Source organism: Saccharothrix sp. NRRL B-16314 (assembly GCF_000716595.1).
Classification (GTDB): Bacteria; Actinomycetota; Actinomycetes; order Mycobacteriales; family Pseudonocardiaceae; genus Actinosynnema.
In genome coordinates, this window is record NZ_JNXC01000016.1 from 129,557 (window position 1) to 143,783 (window position 14,227).

Consider the following 14,227-nt stretch of genomic DNA (forward strand, 5'->3'; position numbering starts at 1 on the left):
AGCGGGCTGTGGATCACCCGCGGCCGGTGTAGACGGCGAAGCTCGGGCTGCGGCGCAGCGGCCCCCAGAACTCCTCACCTCGCTCGTCGTCGGGCACCACCGTGGCGTGCCGCGCGACTCCGGTCAGGCCTCCTCGGGTGAGGGCGGCCTCGAACGTGCCGCCGGGCCAGTAGAACGAGTCGAAGTCGAACGGCGGGTCGCCGAGCACGTGCACCGCCACTGGCTGCCGGACGCCGGCCGGCCCGGTGCGGCTGACCTCGTAGCCGTAGCGGCCGTAGTCGGCGAGCACGTCCCAGTCCGCGTCCGGGTTGGGCACCAGCACCGCGAGCGTGCCGCCGGGCGCGAGGTTGGCGCGCAGGTTGCCGATCATCAGGTCGAGCGCGGCCTCGTCCTCGGCGTACCCGAGCAGCCACACGGCGGTGACGACGTCGAAGACACCCAGCACCGGCAACGTGGTCGCGTCGTGCCGGTGGTACTCGATGCCCTGCGGCGCGCGGCTCTCCACCTCGCGGGCGTAGCCGATCATCTCGGCCGCCGAGTCGACGCCGACCACCCGGACCGCGCCGCGGCGGCGGAACTCGCGCGGGTAGAACCCGGTGCCGCAGGCCACGTCCAGCACGGACCTGCCGCGCAGGTCGGGCAGCGCGGAGAGGAAGGTGGCGCGTTCCGCCAGGCCGGTCGGGATGTGCTTGGTGCGCTCGTAGAGCTTGCCGAGCTCGTCGTACTGGTCGTCCGATTCCGCCATGGTGCCGACCCTAGGGGCGGCCGTAGAGGCCCGGGTAGCCGGAACCGGCGAAGTACGCCGCGAAGGGTCGGATCAGCGCGGCGCGCGGGATCAGGGCGCCGTCGCGTTCCAGGGTCTGCTGGATCGCCGCCTGGTGGCCGGGGTGCGCGCCGAGCACCACGATGACCTCGGCGACGTGCTCGGCCTTGACCGAGGCGCCGATCGGGGCGAGGCACTCGCGCACGGCCACCGCGTCGGCGTCGGCGATCAGTCGGCCCACTTCGGCCCTCCGGCACGGGTCCGCGGCCAACGCCGCGGCCAATCGCGGCACCTCCGCCTCGTTCCGGTCGCCGAACTCCGCGAGCAGCGCCAGCACCTCGTACGCGGTCCGGACCCGTTCGGCCCCGATCGACGTCGGCTCGACGCGGAACACGCGCACCAGCCGCTCCGCCACCGCCACCACGTCCCGCCGCCGCACGACGCCGTCCGCGTTGGAGTCGAACAGCCGCAGTCGGCGGGCGAATCGTCCGACGAGGTCACCGTCGCCCATGACGAACCTCAAAGTGATCCGTAGTGCACCTGTATCGATGCTAGCGGCAACAACCCGTCGCACCACTTCCCGAAAGGATGAACACGTTCGTGCGTCGACGCGTGCGAGGCGCACTCGTCACCGCACGGCTTGCCGACCATGTGGCCCTGTTCCGGCAGCCCGGACCCCGGCAGACTGGACACCGGCGGCGCTTCCCCCGTTGCCCGACACCAGGGGGAACGAGCATGAGCAGGTACCGGGCGGCACTGGCCGCCGCCGCACGAGGCTGGCCCGTGGTGCCGTTGCGCCCGCACGGGAAGGTGCCCGCCCTGCGCGGCTGGGCCGACGAGGCGACGCTGGACCGGGACCGGATCAGGCACTGGTGGTCGCGCCGCGCCTACAACGTCGGCATCGCGTGCGGCCCGGCCGGGTTGCTGGTGGTCGACCTCGACGTCCCGCACGGCCGGGAGGCGTTCGCCCGCCGCGCCTGGCAGCACGGCGCGGAAGACCCGCGTGACACCTACACGGTCGCCACCCCCAGCGGGGGAGAGCACCGCTACTTCCGCGCGCCGGACGTGCCGCTGGGCAACACCGTCGGCCGGATCGCGCCGCACGTCGACACCAGGAGCGTCGGCGGGTACGTCGTGGCGGCCGGTTCGCTGCTCGGCCCCCACCGGTACCGGGTGCTGCGGGACGTCCCGGTCGCGCCCGCACCGGAGTGGCTGGTCGCCGTGCTGACCCCGCCGCCCCGTGAAGACCTCCCGATCCCCAGCCAACGCCGCCCCTCGCCACGCCGGGTCGACGCCTACCGCGCCGCCGCTGTGGACGGCGAGGTGGAACGCGTCCGCGAAGCCAGACCGGGCGGACGCGCGCACACCGTGTTCACCGCCGCGTGCCGGCTCGGCGAACTGGTCGGCGCGGGGTGGCTGGACGAGGCGACCGCGACCGCACTCCTGCTCGCCGCCGCGTCGACGCACAACGGCACCGAGGGCTGGACCGAGCGGGAAGCGCTGCACCACATCGGGAACGGCATCGCGCTCGGCCGCCGCCAGCCCCGCGTGCTGCGCTGACGCTCACTCCTCGGGCACGTCCTCGCCGTCCCGGTCCGCCCACTCCAGCAACGGCTCCAGCGAGAACACCGCGTCGTCGATCCCGGCGTGCAGGTCGCCCAGCTCGGCGAACCGGGCGGGCACCGTGGCGATGGTGAAATCACGCGGTTCCAGCGAGTCGATCTCGTCCCACCGCACCGGCGTGGACACGGTCGCCTCCGCCACGCCCCGCACCGAATAGGCCGCGGCGATCGTGTGGTCACGGGCGTTCTGGTTGTAGTCGACGAACAAGCTGCTCGGGTCGCGGTCCCGCCGCCACCACGCCGTCGTCACGTCGTCCGGCGCGCGCCGCTCCACCTCCCGCGCGAACGCCAACGCCGCCCGCCGCACGTCCGTGAAACCCCACTCGGGCTTGATCCGCACGTAGACGTGCATCCCGGACCCGCCCGAGGTCTTCGGCCAGCCCACCGCGCCCAGCTCGTCCAGCACCTCGCGCGCCACGTGGGCGACCCGCCGCACCCGGTCGAACGGGCAGTCCGGCATCGGGTCGAGGTCGATCCGCCACTCGTCCGGCTTCTCGGTGTCGGACCGCCGCGAGTTCCACGGGTGGAACTCCACCGTCGACATCTGCACCGCCCACACCACGTCCGCCACGTCGGCCACGCACAGCTCGTCGGCGTGCCGGTTGTACCGGGGGAAGTGCACCCGGACGGTCGGCACCCACGGCGGCGCGCCCTGCGGCAGCCGCTTCTGGTGCACCTTCTCGCCCGTCACCCCGGACGGGAAGCGGTGCATCATGCACGGCCGGTCGCGCAGGGCGCGCACGATGCCGTCGCCGACCGACAGGTAGTACCGGGCGAGGTCGAGCTTGGTCTCCCCGCGGGCGGGGAAGTAGACGCGATCCGGGTTCGAGATCCGCACGACGCGGTCCCCGACCTCCAGTTCCACCGAAGGCACCTTTCCGGCCATGCGGGCAACCTAACCCGGATCGCGCCGATCAGCGCGTCACCAGCCTCCGTTCCCGGGCCGAGACGGCGATCGCGGTGGCGGCCACGGTGATGACGGCGCCCACGAGAGGGACGACCGGGGCGTCGACCGCGCCACCGAGCACACCGGCGCCCGCGATGCCCGCGTAAATGGCGGACGCGTTCAGGGCGAGCAGGAGGTTCGCCCGGTCCGGGTCCACCGCCACCAGTGCCGCGAACAGGGGCGGGTTGAACGCCCAGAACAACGCGCCCCACGCCGCCATCACGAAGAACGCGGCCGACCCTGCCAGCGCGGCCGGCAGCAGCACGAGCACCGCCGCGCAGCCGCCCAGCGCCACCAGCAACGGCGTGCGCGGACCGTGGCGGTCCGCGGCCAGGCCGCCGATCGCGTTGCCCAGCACCCCGCCGACGCCGTAGGCGAGCAGGTGCCCGCCGTCCACCGCCCGGCCGGTGATCGGACCGAGGTAGCCGTACACGCTGAACGTGGCCAGGCACGCCAGCAGCGACACGGCGAGCAGCCGCCGCACCGGTGGGTCGGCCAGCGGCGCCAGCCGTTGCCGGAACCCCGACACCGGACCGGGGTGTACCCGCGGCACCGCGACCCGCACCACCAGGGCCGCCGCCAGGCACAACGCCGCCACCAGCACGAACGCCGCCCGGTAGCCGTGCAGGTCGGCGACGAACCGCCCGGCCGGCACCCCGAGCAGGGTGGCCGCGGTCAGGCCGCCGGTCACCACGGCCATCGCCCTCGCCCTGTGGTCCGGGTCGAGCCCGGCGGCGACCGCGGTGGCCGCCGGGGTGGCCAGCGCCGCGCCGCACGCCGTGAGCACGCGGGCGACCAGCAGGAGGTCGAACGTCGGGGCGAGCGCCGCGCCGACGTTGCCCAGCGCGGCGACCAGCAGTGCCGTCACCAGCAGGGTCCGCCGTTCGACGCGTGCGGTCAGGACCGCCAGCAGCGGCGACCCGATCGCGTACGCGAGGGCGAAGGCGGTGATCGTCCGGCCCGCCTCTCCCGCGGTGACCCCGTGGTCGACGGCGATCTCGGTCAGCACCGCCGCGACGACGTACCCGCTGGACCCCGCCGCCACCGTCGTCGCGGCGAGAGCGGAGGTCCGGGCGCGCATCACGACACCAGGCGTGGCGGTGCCGGGGGCAGGTGGAACGACAGGTCGGGTGGCCGGCGGCCGGTGAACGCCGCCCGGTAGACCGTCTCCCGGACCAGCGCCACGGGTCGGCCGGCGCTGAGCAGGGTGGCCTGGCACCACAGCGCGGGGACGTCGTCGGGCGCGTCGGGCAGCGGGTCGGCGAAGTCGGGGTCGTCGGGCGCGCGGGTGGTGGTGGCGTAGTGCGTGGCGCGGCGGGCGTCGGCGACCAGCACGCCGAGCGGGACGTAACCCTTCGCGAGGTCTTCGCGTCCGGTTTCGTCCAGCTCCAGCGCCCGCCGGTGCACCAGGGCGGTGATCGCGGCGAGGCGGGGGCCTTGATCGCCCAGGTGCGGGACCAGGTAGCCCTCGCGCCGGGTGACGGTGGTGTGCGGCGGCAAGCCGAGCAGGTGGGCCTGGCGCGGGGTGAGGGAGTGCGGGACGTCGGGTTGCCGGGGATCGCGGCGCAGGCGGTAGCCCACCCACAGGGACAGCACCCGGGTGAACGGGACGGGCACGTCGCGGAGGAACCGGGCCATCGTCTCGGCACGGGCGGACGCGTCGCCCGCGCGAGCGGCGGGAACAGAGTGGATCATGCTGGGTGCACCTCCCGGTGAGGCCGCACGTCGTTGTGCGGGCATCGGTGCGATGCACCCACGATGAGGCCGCAGTGATGCGGAGACATCGGTCGAGTGACGGAGGAGATCACGGTTCGAGTCCACAGTGGACTGTGCGGGCCACTCGGGTCCACCCCGGTGGCCGATGGCCTTCACCCGGCCTCGCACCACGACCCGCGCAACCCTCCGGCGGAACCCCCGAACACGGTCAAGCCGCTGTCCTGGCCGTCCGTGCGGTCCTGGCCGTCCGCCCGGTGGGGATCAGTGCATCCCCGACCAGGCGATCACGAACAGCGCGACCAGCGCGATGGCGATCAGCACCCCCAGGGTGCCCGCGAGGATCATGCCCGTGCCGACCGAGGTCCACGGCGGCCGGGCGGCCTTGAGCACCGCCCCCACCACGACGGCGCCGAACGCGACACCGAGGAACGCGTACGCGTATTCGCCGCCCTGCCAGCCGAGGGCGTCGAAGGACCGGGCCTGGTACGCCGCCACCACCGCCAGGAGCAGCGCGAACGGCACGAGGAAACCCGTGAACGCCACACCCGGGCGCTTGGGTCGTCGCTGCTGGTCGAGATCTTCCACCAGCCCAGTCTCCCCGCCCGGCCGGCGACGGCGCATGAGTACGACTACGCGTCGTGCCGGCAGTCAGCTCTCGACCGGGCGCGACGCCAGCCACAGCTGGTGCTCCCGGCTGATCGCCTCCTCCGCGTCCGCCACCGCCGCGTCCCACGACGCCTCGTCCGCGTCGAGCAGCTTGATCCGCACCAGCACCAGCTCACGCGCGGCCAACGAGTAGCTGGTGGCCAGGGTCGAGTGCCGGCGCGTCCCGAGCCACGCCGCGCCGCTCGCCAGGGCCGCCGCGAGCATGCCGGACAGGTCGACCTCCCACAGGCCGAACGCCCGCCCGCCCGCGAGCACCACGGCCAGCACCTCGCCGACGATCAGCGCCGTCCGCCACTGCACCGCCCGCAGCCGGTTGACCGCCGCCCGCTCCGTGTACCACGTCTTCTGCGCCTGGAGGCGGTTCTCCAGGTACACCTCCCGGCGCTGTTCGAACGGCGCCGCGCGCAGCTTCGTCATCGCGGCCGTGGCGAACGGGTCGTCGCTCTCCAGCGGCAGTCGCGGACCGCCCTGCGCGATCACCTCGTTCACGCGTTCCTGCAACAGGGTCCGAGGCCGCGCCACCTCGGCCGAGAACGGCGCACCGGCCACCGCGTACCGCCAGGCCAACGTTCTGATCGACTCGGCGACGGCGCGCCCGGCGTACCACTCGCGCTCGGGCTGCTGCGTCCACAGCAGGATCTCCACCACCAGCGCCACCGAGAACGCGACCAGCGCCAAGGCGGCCCACGGGTGGAAGTTGTCGGCGAGCTTCCACTCCAGCGCGCCACCGAGACCTGCCGCGATGGCGCTGAACAGCCGGATCCTGCTCCACGTCAGCGTCAACCGCTGACCGCGCTGCGAGGCGGTGTCGGCATCGTGGAAGAAGCCGGGCAAATCGGCGTCGGTCATGCGCCTCCATCCATGGCACCGGAGAACACGATCATTCCACCGGGTGCGCCACGGACCGCCGAACCACGCGGACCCATTGTCCGCCAATGCATCGGCCGTGCCGCACCCCCTCCGAGTGAACCACCGAGGTCCACGTCGAAGGCGGTGCGGCACGGCCGCATCACGCCGATGGACGCCGCCTAGCGCGGAACCTTCGACCAGTCGGTGTCCGAACCCAGGTAGAAGCCGGTGTACGCGGGCTGGTTGTACGCCGTCTGCTGGCGTGCGACGTCGACCCGGTACTGCGGGTCGTGCATCAGGGTGTAGAGCTTGTGGCCGGTGACCTCGGTGCTGAGGTGGATCCGCAACGCCGAGCTGTCCGCCGTGCGCACCACCAACTCCTCGCGCCAGTCACCGAACACGTCGGCCACCAGCGACGGGTTGCCCTTGGTGCCGTTGTTGGTCAGCGTGCCCGTCGCCGTGAGCAGGGTGCCGCGCCGCCAGTCCTTGATCGACGGGGTCACGGTCTGCGCGCCGTCCACGATCTGCGTGGTCAGGTCCGCCGCCCAGCGGATGCTGGCGTTCGTGCCGGGGATGGCGGTCGACAGCGGACGCCCGTCTGCCGACCACAAGCCCACCGCGCCCGAACCTCCCGGCACCGACGCCCACGTCTCCAGGCCCGGCTCGTCCGGCAGCACGTCACCGACCATGCCGCGTCCGGTGTCCCGGCCGGTGTACCCGCCGTAGAGCACCTCGCCGGTGGCCGCGTCGCGCAGGGAGTAGCCGTAGGGCGCGAACGTCCCGCCCTCGTGCACCATGTGGATCTCCAGCCCCGGTCGGGCCGGGTCGATGTCCGTCACGTGCAACGCGTCGCCGTGCCCGAGTCGCGCCACCGCGCCCGGGTCGGCGCTGCCCGGCGGCAGCACGTCCGACGAGCTGTACAGGAGCTTGCCGTCGTGGTCGATGGTCGCGGCACCGTACACGATCTCGTGCTTGCCGTCGCCGTCCACGTCCGCCGCGCTCAACGAGTGCGCGCCCTGCGTGGCCAGCGAGCCGTACTCCGGCGACGTGCCGTCACGGCCGTGGACGGGGAAGTTGAACGGGTTGCTCATCGTCACCCACCCGCTGTCCACGAACCAGTCCTTCGTCAGCTTGTGGCCGTTCCACCGGTACGCCGCCAGCGTCGTCCGCGTGTAGTAGCCGCGGGCGAACACCGCCGACGCGTTCTTGCCGTCCAGGTACGCGACACCGGCGAGGAACCGGTCCACCCGGTTGCCCGGCTCGATCCGACCCAGCGCGTAGTCGCCCCACATGAGGCCGTCGTCGTGCCGACCCGGCTCGTACCGCACCGTCTCCAGCTCACGGCCGGACTTCCCGTCGAACACGGTCAGGTACTCCGGGCCGTCCACGACGAAGCCGGCGAACGCCCGGAGGTTGTTGCGTGCGCTGCGACTCGGCGCGTACACGTCGATGAAGTGGTCCGCCAGCGCGCGGGCGTCCACATCGGACAGCGGGTAGTCGTACCGCGGCTCGATGCCGAACGCCTGCTCCACCGTCGCGGGCCAGGTGCCGGCCACCACCTCGGGGTGCCGGTGCCAGCCGCGGAACATCTCCACCACGTGCTCGTAGTAGCCCGCGGCGCTGAGCCGGTAGTCGTCGCTGTGCGCGTAACCGGCGCGGACGTCCTCGCGCGGCATGGTCACGTGCCGCTCCGACGTCACGTTCCCGTGCCGGTCGTAGGACGTCACCTTGGTGCCGGGCGCGGTCTTCATCATCATCTCCGAGCGGCCGTCGCCGTCGAAGTCGTAGACCAGGAACTGCGTGTAGTGCGCGCCCGAGCGGATGTTCACGCCCAGGTCGACGCGGTGCAGCAGGGTGCCGTCGATCCGGTACGTGTCGACGTACGTCGGTCCCGTGTACCCGACCTGCGAGACGTCCTTGGAGTTGGACGGGTCCCACTTGACCACGTACTCGTAGCTGCCGTCGCCGTCCACGTCGCCGACGCTCACGTCGTTGGCCGAGTACGTGTACGCCTCACCGGTCGGCGTCACGCCGTCGGCGGGCTTGCGCAGCGGCAGGTCGTAGGACCCGCCCGCCCACGGCGTCACGGGCTTGGTGAGATCGCCCTGCCGGCCGCGGACCACCGGGGCGACCCGGTACTCCGAGCCGCCTTCCGGGTCGAGGTAGTTGGTGCTGTCGGTGACGGTGGCGATCTTCCGGCCGTCGCGGTAGACCGCGAACGCCGGACCGTCGAGGCCGGTGCCGGTGTGGCCGGTGGCCTCGTGGCGCAGCAGCCGCCAGCTCAGGTGCACGCCGGCGGCGGTGCGCGCGGCGACGAGGCCGCGGTCGAGGCGTTCCAGCCGCGGTCCGCCGGGTGAGGCCTCGGTCGGGGAGGTCGCCGAGGCGGGTGCTGTGGACAGCACTATCGCGAGTGCCGTCAGGACGGCGAACAGGGGTCTGACGCGGGTCATGTGCGGGCCTCCAGGGAGCGCGACAGTGCGCGAGGTGCCTGATGACGCCACACCATGAACCGTTTCAACGCAATTGGCAAGAGTGGAGGACGGGGGCGTTTCGACGGTGGAACAGGACCCTTGACGTCCGTGACGGGGCTCACCTACGTTGGTTGAACCGATTCAATCGAAGGGTGAGGGTGATGGGACGAGCGTCTCGCCGCCGCGCGGCGGGCTCGCTGGTCGGCCTGGTGTCGCCGACCGCGGCGCCGTCCGGGTGCGGCGGCGAGTCGCACCCCGGAGCTCGAGATGGGAACCGAGTACAGCGGTTACGACGCGTACTCCCAGAAGCTGTCGACCCGGGTCGCCGGCGGCGCGGAGCCGGACCTGCTGCACCTGGACCAGGCCACGATCGGCGAGTGCGCCGGCCGCAACGTGCCGGCAGACCTCGGCGAGCACGCCGGCAAGGCCTGAAGGTCGACATCGAGGGGTGAGGGGTGGTATGCGGGAGCAGGGGACGATGAGCCCGTCGGCGCGGTGGACTCCGGGTGACCGGTGGGCCGTGCCGCCGGCCGAGCCTTTACGTGACTGGACCGGGTACGCGTACCTGGTCGTCGCACTGGCGATCACGGCGCTGGTGGTAGCGCAGGCGCCCGCGTTCGTCGTGGTGGTGCCGGGCCTGCTGGTGCTCGCCGCGGTCGCCGTGGAACGCCGGTGACGCCCCGGGTGGTGCTCGCCGGGGCCTCCGGCTACGGGCGGCTGTACCTGCGGGAGATCGCCGCACTGGAAGCCGAGGGTGCGGTGCGGCTCGCGGGCGTGTGCGAGGTCGAGGCCCTGGACGACGAGGCCCGGCGGATCATCGGCGACCGGCCGGTGGGCTCGGACCTGTCGACGCTGGTGCGCGGCGCGGACATCGGCATCGTGTCCACGCCCCTGCACACGCACGTGCCGTTGGCGCACCAAGTCCTGGACGCCGGGGCGCACCTCGTGCTGGAGAAACCGCCCACGCCCACGCTCGCCGACTGGCACGGGCTGGTCGACCGGTCGGTGGGCAGGCTGGTCCAGGTCGGCTTCCAGAGCCTGGGTTCGTACGCGGTGCACCGGCTGGCCTGGCTGATGCGCACGGGCGCGCTGGGCGAGATCAGGGGCATCGGCGTGCGCGGCACGTGGTCACGCGACGACGCCTACTACACCCGCGCGCCGTGGGCCGGTCGTCGCACGCTCGACGGCGTGCCCGTGGTGGACGGCGCGTTGACCAACCCGTTCGCGCACGGCATCGCGACCGCGCTGGCGCTGGACGGCAGCACGGGCGTGGACGACGTGGACGACATCGAGCTGGAGTTGCTGCGCGCCCGCGACATCGAGGCCGACGACACCTCCTGCCTGCGGCTGCGCACCCGCAACGGCACGGTCGTCGTGGTCGCGGTGACGCTGTGCGCCGAGGTCGTGCGGGAGCCGGTGCTCGTCGTGCACGGCAGCCGAAAGCGCGCCGAACTGCACTACACCCAGCACCGGCTGGTGATCGACGGCATCGAGGAGCGGTACCGGCACGACAGTCCGCTGCGCAACCTGCTGGACCACCTCGACGACCCGGGCGTGCCGCTGCAGGCGCCGTTGGCCGCGACGGGCGGGTTCATGCGGGTGCTGGAGGCGGTGCGCACCGCGCCCGATCCCGTGCCGATCGACCCGGTGTGGCTGCGCCGCAACGGCAAGCGGGTGGACGTCGACGGTGTGGACCACGTCGTGGCCAAGGCCGCCGAGCACCTGCGCACGTTCGCCGAGCTGGAGGTGCCGTGGTCACCGCTGGGCGGCGTGGCCCGGTACGGCTGGGACAGCGCCCGGCTGCCACTGGTCGTGCCGCGACCGGCGCTGCACCCCGTGCGCACGCTCGGCGGGGTCGTGGTCACCGGCGAGCACCCGGACGACCACCCGTGGCACCGCGGTATCGGCTTGGCGCTGCCGGACGTCAACGGCGTGAACCTGTGGGGCGGGCGGAACTACGTGCCCGGCCAGGGGTACGTGCCGGGGGAGCTGGGCCGGGTCGAGGAGACCGGTCCGGGCGAGCTGGCGTGGTGCGACTCGGAGGGCGCGGTCATGCTGCGCGAACGCCGTCGCGTCCGCCGCCGGGTGGTGACCGGCGGCTGGGAGCTGGAGTGGACCAGCGTGCTGACCGCCGAGGGCGACGTGGTGCTGAACAGCCCCGGGAGCAAGGGCCGGGCGGGCGCGGGCTACGGCGGCTGGTTCTGGCGGCTGCCCGACCTCGACCCGACGTCCGTGCGGGTGTTCAGCCCGCATGGCGCGGGGGAGGAGGCGGTCAACGGCAGCACCGCGCCGTGGGTCGCGGTGGTGGTCCACGACCCGACCGGCCCCTGGACGGCGGTGGTGTCGGGGCCGGACGACCCGTGGTTCGTGCGGGTGGGGCAGTACCAGGGGATCGGCTCCGCGCTCGCGTGGGACGAGCCGGTGGTGCTGGCGTCGGGTCAGGAGCGGGAGGTCGTCGTGCGAGTCGCGTTCTACGACGGCGTGCGCGCTCGTGAAGAACTGTCCGCGTGAATCGTCTACTCGGGAGGTCGGCGTGCGGCGTGTGTGCTTCCTGCTCAGGGTGCGCCCGGAGCGGCTGGAGGAGTACCGGGAGCGGCACCGCGAGGTGTGGCCGGAGATGCGGGAGGCGTTGCGCGAGACGGGATGGGGGAATTACAGCCTCTTCCTGGCCGACGACGGCCTGCTCGTGGGCTACCTGGAGACCCCGGACTGGGACGCCGCCCAGCTCGGGATGCGGGACCGCGAGGTGAACGACCGCTGGCAGGCCGAGATGGCGGAGTTCTTCACCGCGCTCGACGGCAGGCAGCCGGACGAGGCGATGAGGCCGCTGGCGGAGGTCTTCCACCTGGACTGACCCGATCAGGACTGGTACCGACCTGGACTGGACCCGGAGGAGGCGCGGTGGTGCTACCGGTGAGCATCCGCGACGTGGCCGCGCGCGCGAAGGTGTCCGTCGGCACCGTCTCCAACGTCCTGAACCGCCCCGAGGTCGTCGCGCCGGCCACCCGGGACCGCGTCCTGGACGCCATCGTGGAGCTGGGTTTCGTCCGCAACGACGCCGCGCGCCAGTTGCGCACGGGCACGCCGCGCGCGATCGGGCTCGTGGTCCTGGACGTGGGCAACCCGTTCTTCACCGACGTCGCGCGCGGGGTCGAGGACACCGCCGGCGACGCCGGGCACGCGGTGATCCTGTGCAACAGCGACGAGTCGGTGCAGCGCGAGGCGCGGCACGTGGAGCTGCTGGCCGAGCAGCGGGTGCACGGCGTGCTGATCACGCCCGTGGACACCGGCCTGGCCCCGGTGCGCAGGCTGCGCGAGCGCGGCATCTCCGTCGTGCTGCTCGACCACCCGACCACCGACCCGCACCTGTGCGCGGTGGCCGTGGACGACCGCGCGGGCGGCGAGGCCGCCGTCACCCACCTGCTGGCCGAGGGCTACGAGCGGATCGTGATGGTGAACGGGCCGTCGCGCATCCACCAGGCCCGGCAGCGGCACGAGGGCGCGGTGAACGCGGTGCGCAAGGCGGGTCGCGGTGCGGGAGTGCTGGAGGAGCTGAAGGTCCCGGCGCTGAACGTCGTCTCCGGGCAGCGCGCCGGCGAGCGGCTGCTGGCCCGTCCCAGGCGCACCCGGCCGGACGCGGTGTTCTGCGCCAACGACCTGCTCGCGCTCGGCCTGCTCCAGGTGCTGGTCCGGGCCGGTGTGCGGGTGCCTTGGGAGATCGCGATCGTCGGCTACGACGACATCGACTTCGCCGCCGCCGCGGCCGTGCCGCTCACCTCGGTGCGGCAACCGCGCCAGCTGATCGGCCGAACGGCCGCGGAGCTGGTCATCGAAGAGACGATGCGGCCGGCCGAGCACGAGCACCGGCACGTGCTCTTCGCCCCCGAACTGGTCGTCCGCGAGTCCAGCAGGAGGGTCCAGCGGGTGCGTCGTCGGGACAAGTGAGACGACAACTTTTGAACGCTTCAATACAGGCTCTAACCTGGTAAATGCCGTTCTTAGGCGTTCTCGCCGGCCATCTGATTGACCGTTTCACGTCTTGACGGCCGCTCGGTGGTGCTGCTGTCATGTGCGCGACGAGGGCGTTACCCGGTGTATTTCTGGGAGCGCTCCCAGATCAACGACGAAGGAGCAACGGTGCTCACCAACTCGTTCAGAGTGCGCGCGATCGCCGCCGCCACGGCGATCATCGCACTGACCGGCGGCACGGTGGTGGTCGGCGTGGCCTCGGCGGCGCCAGGCTGCGGGGTCGACTACGTGGTGCAGAACAAGTGGCAGGGAGGGTTCTCCGCCAACGTGACGATCAGGAACGTCGGAGACCTGGTCGACGGGTGGACCCTCGCCTGGGCGTTCCCCGGCTCCGAGCGCTTGGGCCAGGGGTGGAACGCGACGTTCGACGCCGACGGCGCGAGCGTCACGGCGTCCAACGTGGACTGGAACCGGGTCATCCCGACCGGTGGCACGGCGTCGTTCGGCTTCAACGGCACCATGACCGGCGACCAGGTCGGCGTACCCTCGACGTTCAAGCTCAACGGCGTCACGTGCACCGGCGTCGTCGATCCCACGTCGACGACCACGACCACGACGACGTCCACCTCCACCTCCACTTCCACGACAACGACGACGTCCACGACCCAACAGCCCGGCCCGTCCGATCCGACCGGCCGCAAGCAGGCCGAACGGCTGGACCGCGGTGTGGTGAGCGTCCGGTCGGGCAGCGGCAACCTGGTCAGCTGGCGCCTGCTGGCCGGTGATCCGTCCGACGTCTCGTTCCTCGTGTACCGGGGCGGCACCAGGATCACGAGCACGCCGATCACGGCGTCGACCAACTACCTCGACAGCGGCGCGCCCGCGGACGCCACCTACACGGTGAGCGCCGTCGTGAACGGGTCCGAGCAGCCGGCGTCCCCGCCCTCGCTCTCGTTCGGCGCGGGCTACCGGGACGTGCCGATCCAGTCGCCGGGCAGCGGGTACGTCGCCAACGACGCGAGCGTCGGCGATCTCGACGGCGACGGCGACTACGAGTTCGTGCTGAAGTGGGACCCGGACAACGCCAAGGACAACTCGCAGTCGGGCGTGACCGGCAACGTCTTCATCGACGCGTACCGGCTCGACGGAACCCGGTTGTGGCGGATCGATCTCGGTCGGAACATCCGGGCGGGTGCGCATTACACGCAGTTCCAGGTGTACGACT

15 protein-coding genes are annotated in these 14,227 nt (G+C 72.5%); 7 read left to right on the top strand and 8 right to left on the bottom strand.

Annotated elements, in window-relative coordinates:
* Positions 1-13: 13 nt before the first annotated feature.
* Complete coding sequence (locus tag OQ02_RS22680) at positions 14-745, bottom strand: class I SAM-dependent methyltransferase (protein WP_033440528.1); 732 nt, start codon at positions 743-745, stop codon at positions 14-16.
* Positions 746-755: 10 nt separating this feature from the next.
* Positions 756-1,274: a hypothetical protein gene (locus OQ02_RS22685; RefSeq protein WP_033440529.1), complete on the bottom strand. Its 519-nt coding sequence runs from the start codon at positions 1,272-1,274 to the stop codon at positions 756-758.
* A gap of 224 nt (positions 1,275-1,498) precedes the next feature.
* Here OQ02_RS22685 and OQ02_RS22690 point away from each other — a divergent pair, with 224 nt between their 5' ends.
* A complete protein-coding gene (locus OQ02_RS22690) occupies positions 1,499-2,323 on the top strand; it encodes a bifunctional DNA primase/polymerase (protein WP_033440530.1) in 825 nt (274 codons plus the stop codon).
* 3 nt (positions 2,324-2,326) lie between these two features.
* Here OQ02_RS22690 and ligD read toward each other — a convergent pair whose 3' ends face one another.
* The 6 genes from ligD to OQ02_RS22720 all read right to left on the bottom strand — a co-directional run bounded on the left by ligD (position 2,327) and on the right by OQ02_RS22720 (position 9,012).
* Positions 2,327-3,271, bottom strand: a complete 945-nt coding sequence (gene ligD, locus OQ02_RS22695; RefSeq protein WP_033440531.1) for a non-homologous end-joining DNA ligase — start codon at positions 3,269-3,271, stop codon at positions 2,327-2,329.
* A 28-nt stretch (positions 3,272-3,299) separates the two neighbouring features.
* Positions 3,300-4,412, bottom strand: coding sequence for an MFS transporter (locus OQ02_RS22700; RefSeq protein ID WP_033440579.1), 1,113 nt, complete (start codon positions 4,410-4,412; stop codon positions 3,300-3,302).
* Positions 4,412-5,026, bottom strand: a complete 615-nt coding sequence (locus OQ02_RS22705) for a hypothetical protein (protein ID WP_156077214.1) — start codon at positions 5,024-5,026, stop codon at positions 4,412-4,414. Before OQ02_RS22705 ends, OQ02_RS22700 begins: the two co-directional genes overlap by 1 nt.
* Positions 5,027-5,308: 282 nt before the next feature.
* Complete coding sequence (locus OQ02_RS22710; protein ID WP_156077215.1) at positions 5,309-5,632, bottom strand: hypothetical protein; 324 nt, start codon at positions 5,630-5,632, stop codon at positions 5,309-5,311.
* A 63-nt stretch (positions 5,633-5,695) separates the two neighbouring features.
* The gene (locus tag OQ02_RS22715; protein WP_033440534.1) at positions 5,696-6,562 is read right to left on the bottom strand and encodes a DUF4231 domain-containing protein; all 867 of its coding nucleotides are present in this window, start codon (positions 6,560-6,562) and stop codon (positions 5,696-5,698) included.
* A 179-nt stretch (positions 6,563-6,741) separates the two neighbouring features.
* The gene (locus OQ02_RS22720) at positions 6,742-9,012 is read right to left on the bottom strand and encodes a rhamnogalacturonan lyase (protein ID WP_033440535.1); all 2,271 of its coding nucleotides are present in this window, start codon (positions 9,010-9,012) and stop codon (positions 6,742-6,744) included.
* Positions 9,013-9,300: 288 nt separating this feature from the next.
* Between OQ02_RS22720 and OQ02_RS43940 the strand changes: the two genes are divergently transcribed.
* From OQ02_RS43940 to OQ02_RS22745, 6 genes are all read left to right on the top strand, one after another.
* Positions 9,301-9,465 carry an extracellular solute-binding protein gene (locus tag OQ02_RS43940; protein ID WP_156077216.1) on the top strand — a complete coding sequence of 55 codons (165 nt, stop codon included), beginning with the start codon at positions 9,301-9,303 and terminating at the stop codon, positions 9,463-9,465.
* Between the two features lie 28 nt (positions 9,466-9,493).
* Positions 9,494-9,709, top strand: coding sequence for a hypothetical protein (locus tag OQ02_RS22725; protein WP_033440536.1), 216 nt, complete (start codon positions 9,494-9,496; stop codon positions 9,707-9,709).
* Positions 9,706-11,544: a DUF6807 family protein gene (locus OQ02_RS22730; RefSeq protein ID WP_033440537.1), complete on the top strand. Its 1,839-nt coding sequence runs from the start codon at positions 9,706-9,708 to the stop codon at positions 11,542-11,544. The genes OQ02_RS22725 and OQ02_RS22730 overlap by 4 nt, the downstream gene beginning before the upstream one ends.
* A 22-nt stretch (positions 11,545-11,566) precedes the next feature.
* A complete protein-coding gene (locus tag OQ02_RS22735; RefSeq protein WP_033440538.1) occupies positions 11,567-11,887 on the top strand; it encodes an L-rhamnose mutarotase in 321 nt (106 codons plus the stop codon).
* Between the two features lie 47 nt (positions 11,888-11,934).
* Positions 11,935-12,978, top strand: a complete 1,044-nt coding sequence (locus OQ02_RS22740; RefSeq protein WP_033440539.1) for a LacI family DNA-binding transcriptional regulator — start codon at positions 11,935-11,937, stop codon at positions 12,976-12,978.
* Positions 12,979-13,170: 192 nt separating this feature from the next.
* On the top strand, positions 13,171-14,227 hold a 1,057-nt coding region (locus OQ02_RS22745), incomplete at its 3' end, for a rhamnogalacturonan lyase family protein (protein WP_033440580.1).

Excerpts from the sequence above, each read along its gene's own strand:
- OQ02_RS22690 (WP_033440530.1), top strand. The coding sequence starts at position 1,499 with ATGAGCAGGTACCGGGCGGCACTGGCCGCCGCCGCACGAGGCTGGCCC.
- OQ02_RS22700 (WP_033440579.1), bottom strand. The coding sequence starts at position 4,412 with ATGCGCGCCCGGACCTCCGCTCTCGCCGCGACGACGGTGGCGGCGGGG.
- OQ02_RS22725 (WP_033440536.1), top strand. The coding sequence starts at position 9,494 with ATGCGGGAGCAGGGGACGATGAGCCCGTCGGCGCGGTGGACTCCGGGT.
- OQ02_RS22715 (WP_033440534.1), bottom strand. The coding sequence starts at position 6,562 with ATGACCGACGCCGATTTGCCCGGCTTCTTCCACGATGCCGACACCGCC.
- OQ02_RS22685 (WP_033440529.1), bottom strand. The coding sequence starts at position 1,274 with ATGGGCGACGGTGACCTCGTCGGACGATTCGCCCGCCGACTGCGGCTG.
- OQ02_RS22720 (WP_033440535.1), bottom strand. The coding sequence starts at position 9,012 with ATGACCCGCGTCAGACCCCTGTTCGCCGTCCTGACGGCACTCGCGATA.
- OQ02_RS22680 (WP_033440528.1), bottom strand. The coding sequence starts at position 745 with ATGGCGGAATCGGACGACCAGTACGACGAGCTCGGCAAGCTCTACGAG.
- OQ02_RS22705 (WP_156077214.1), bottom strand. The coding sequence starts at position 5,026 with ATGATCCACTCTGTTCCCGCCGCTCGCGCGGGCGACGCGTCCGCCCGT.
- ligD (WP_033440531.1), bottom strand. The coding sequence starts at position 3,271 with ATGGCCGGAAAGGTGCCTTCGGTGGAACTGGAGGTCGGGGACCGCGTC.
- OQ02_RS43940 (WP_156077216.1), top strand. The coding sequence starts at position 9,301 with ATGGGAACCGAGTACAGCGGTTACGACGCGTACTCCCAGAAGCTGTCG.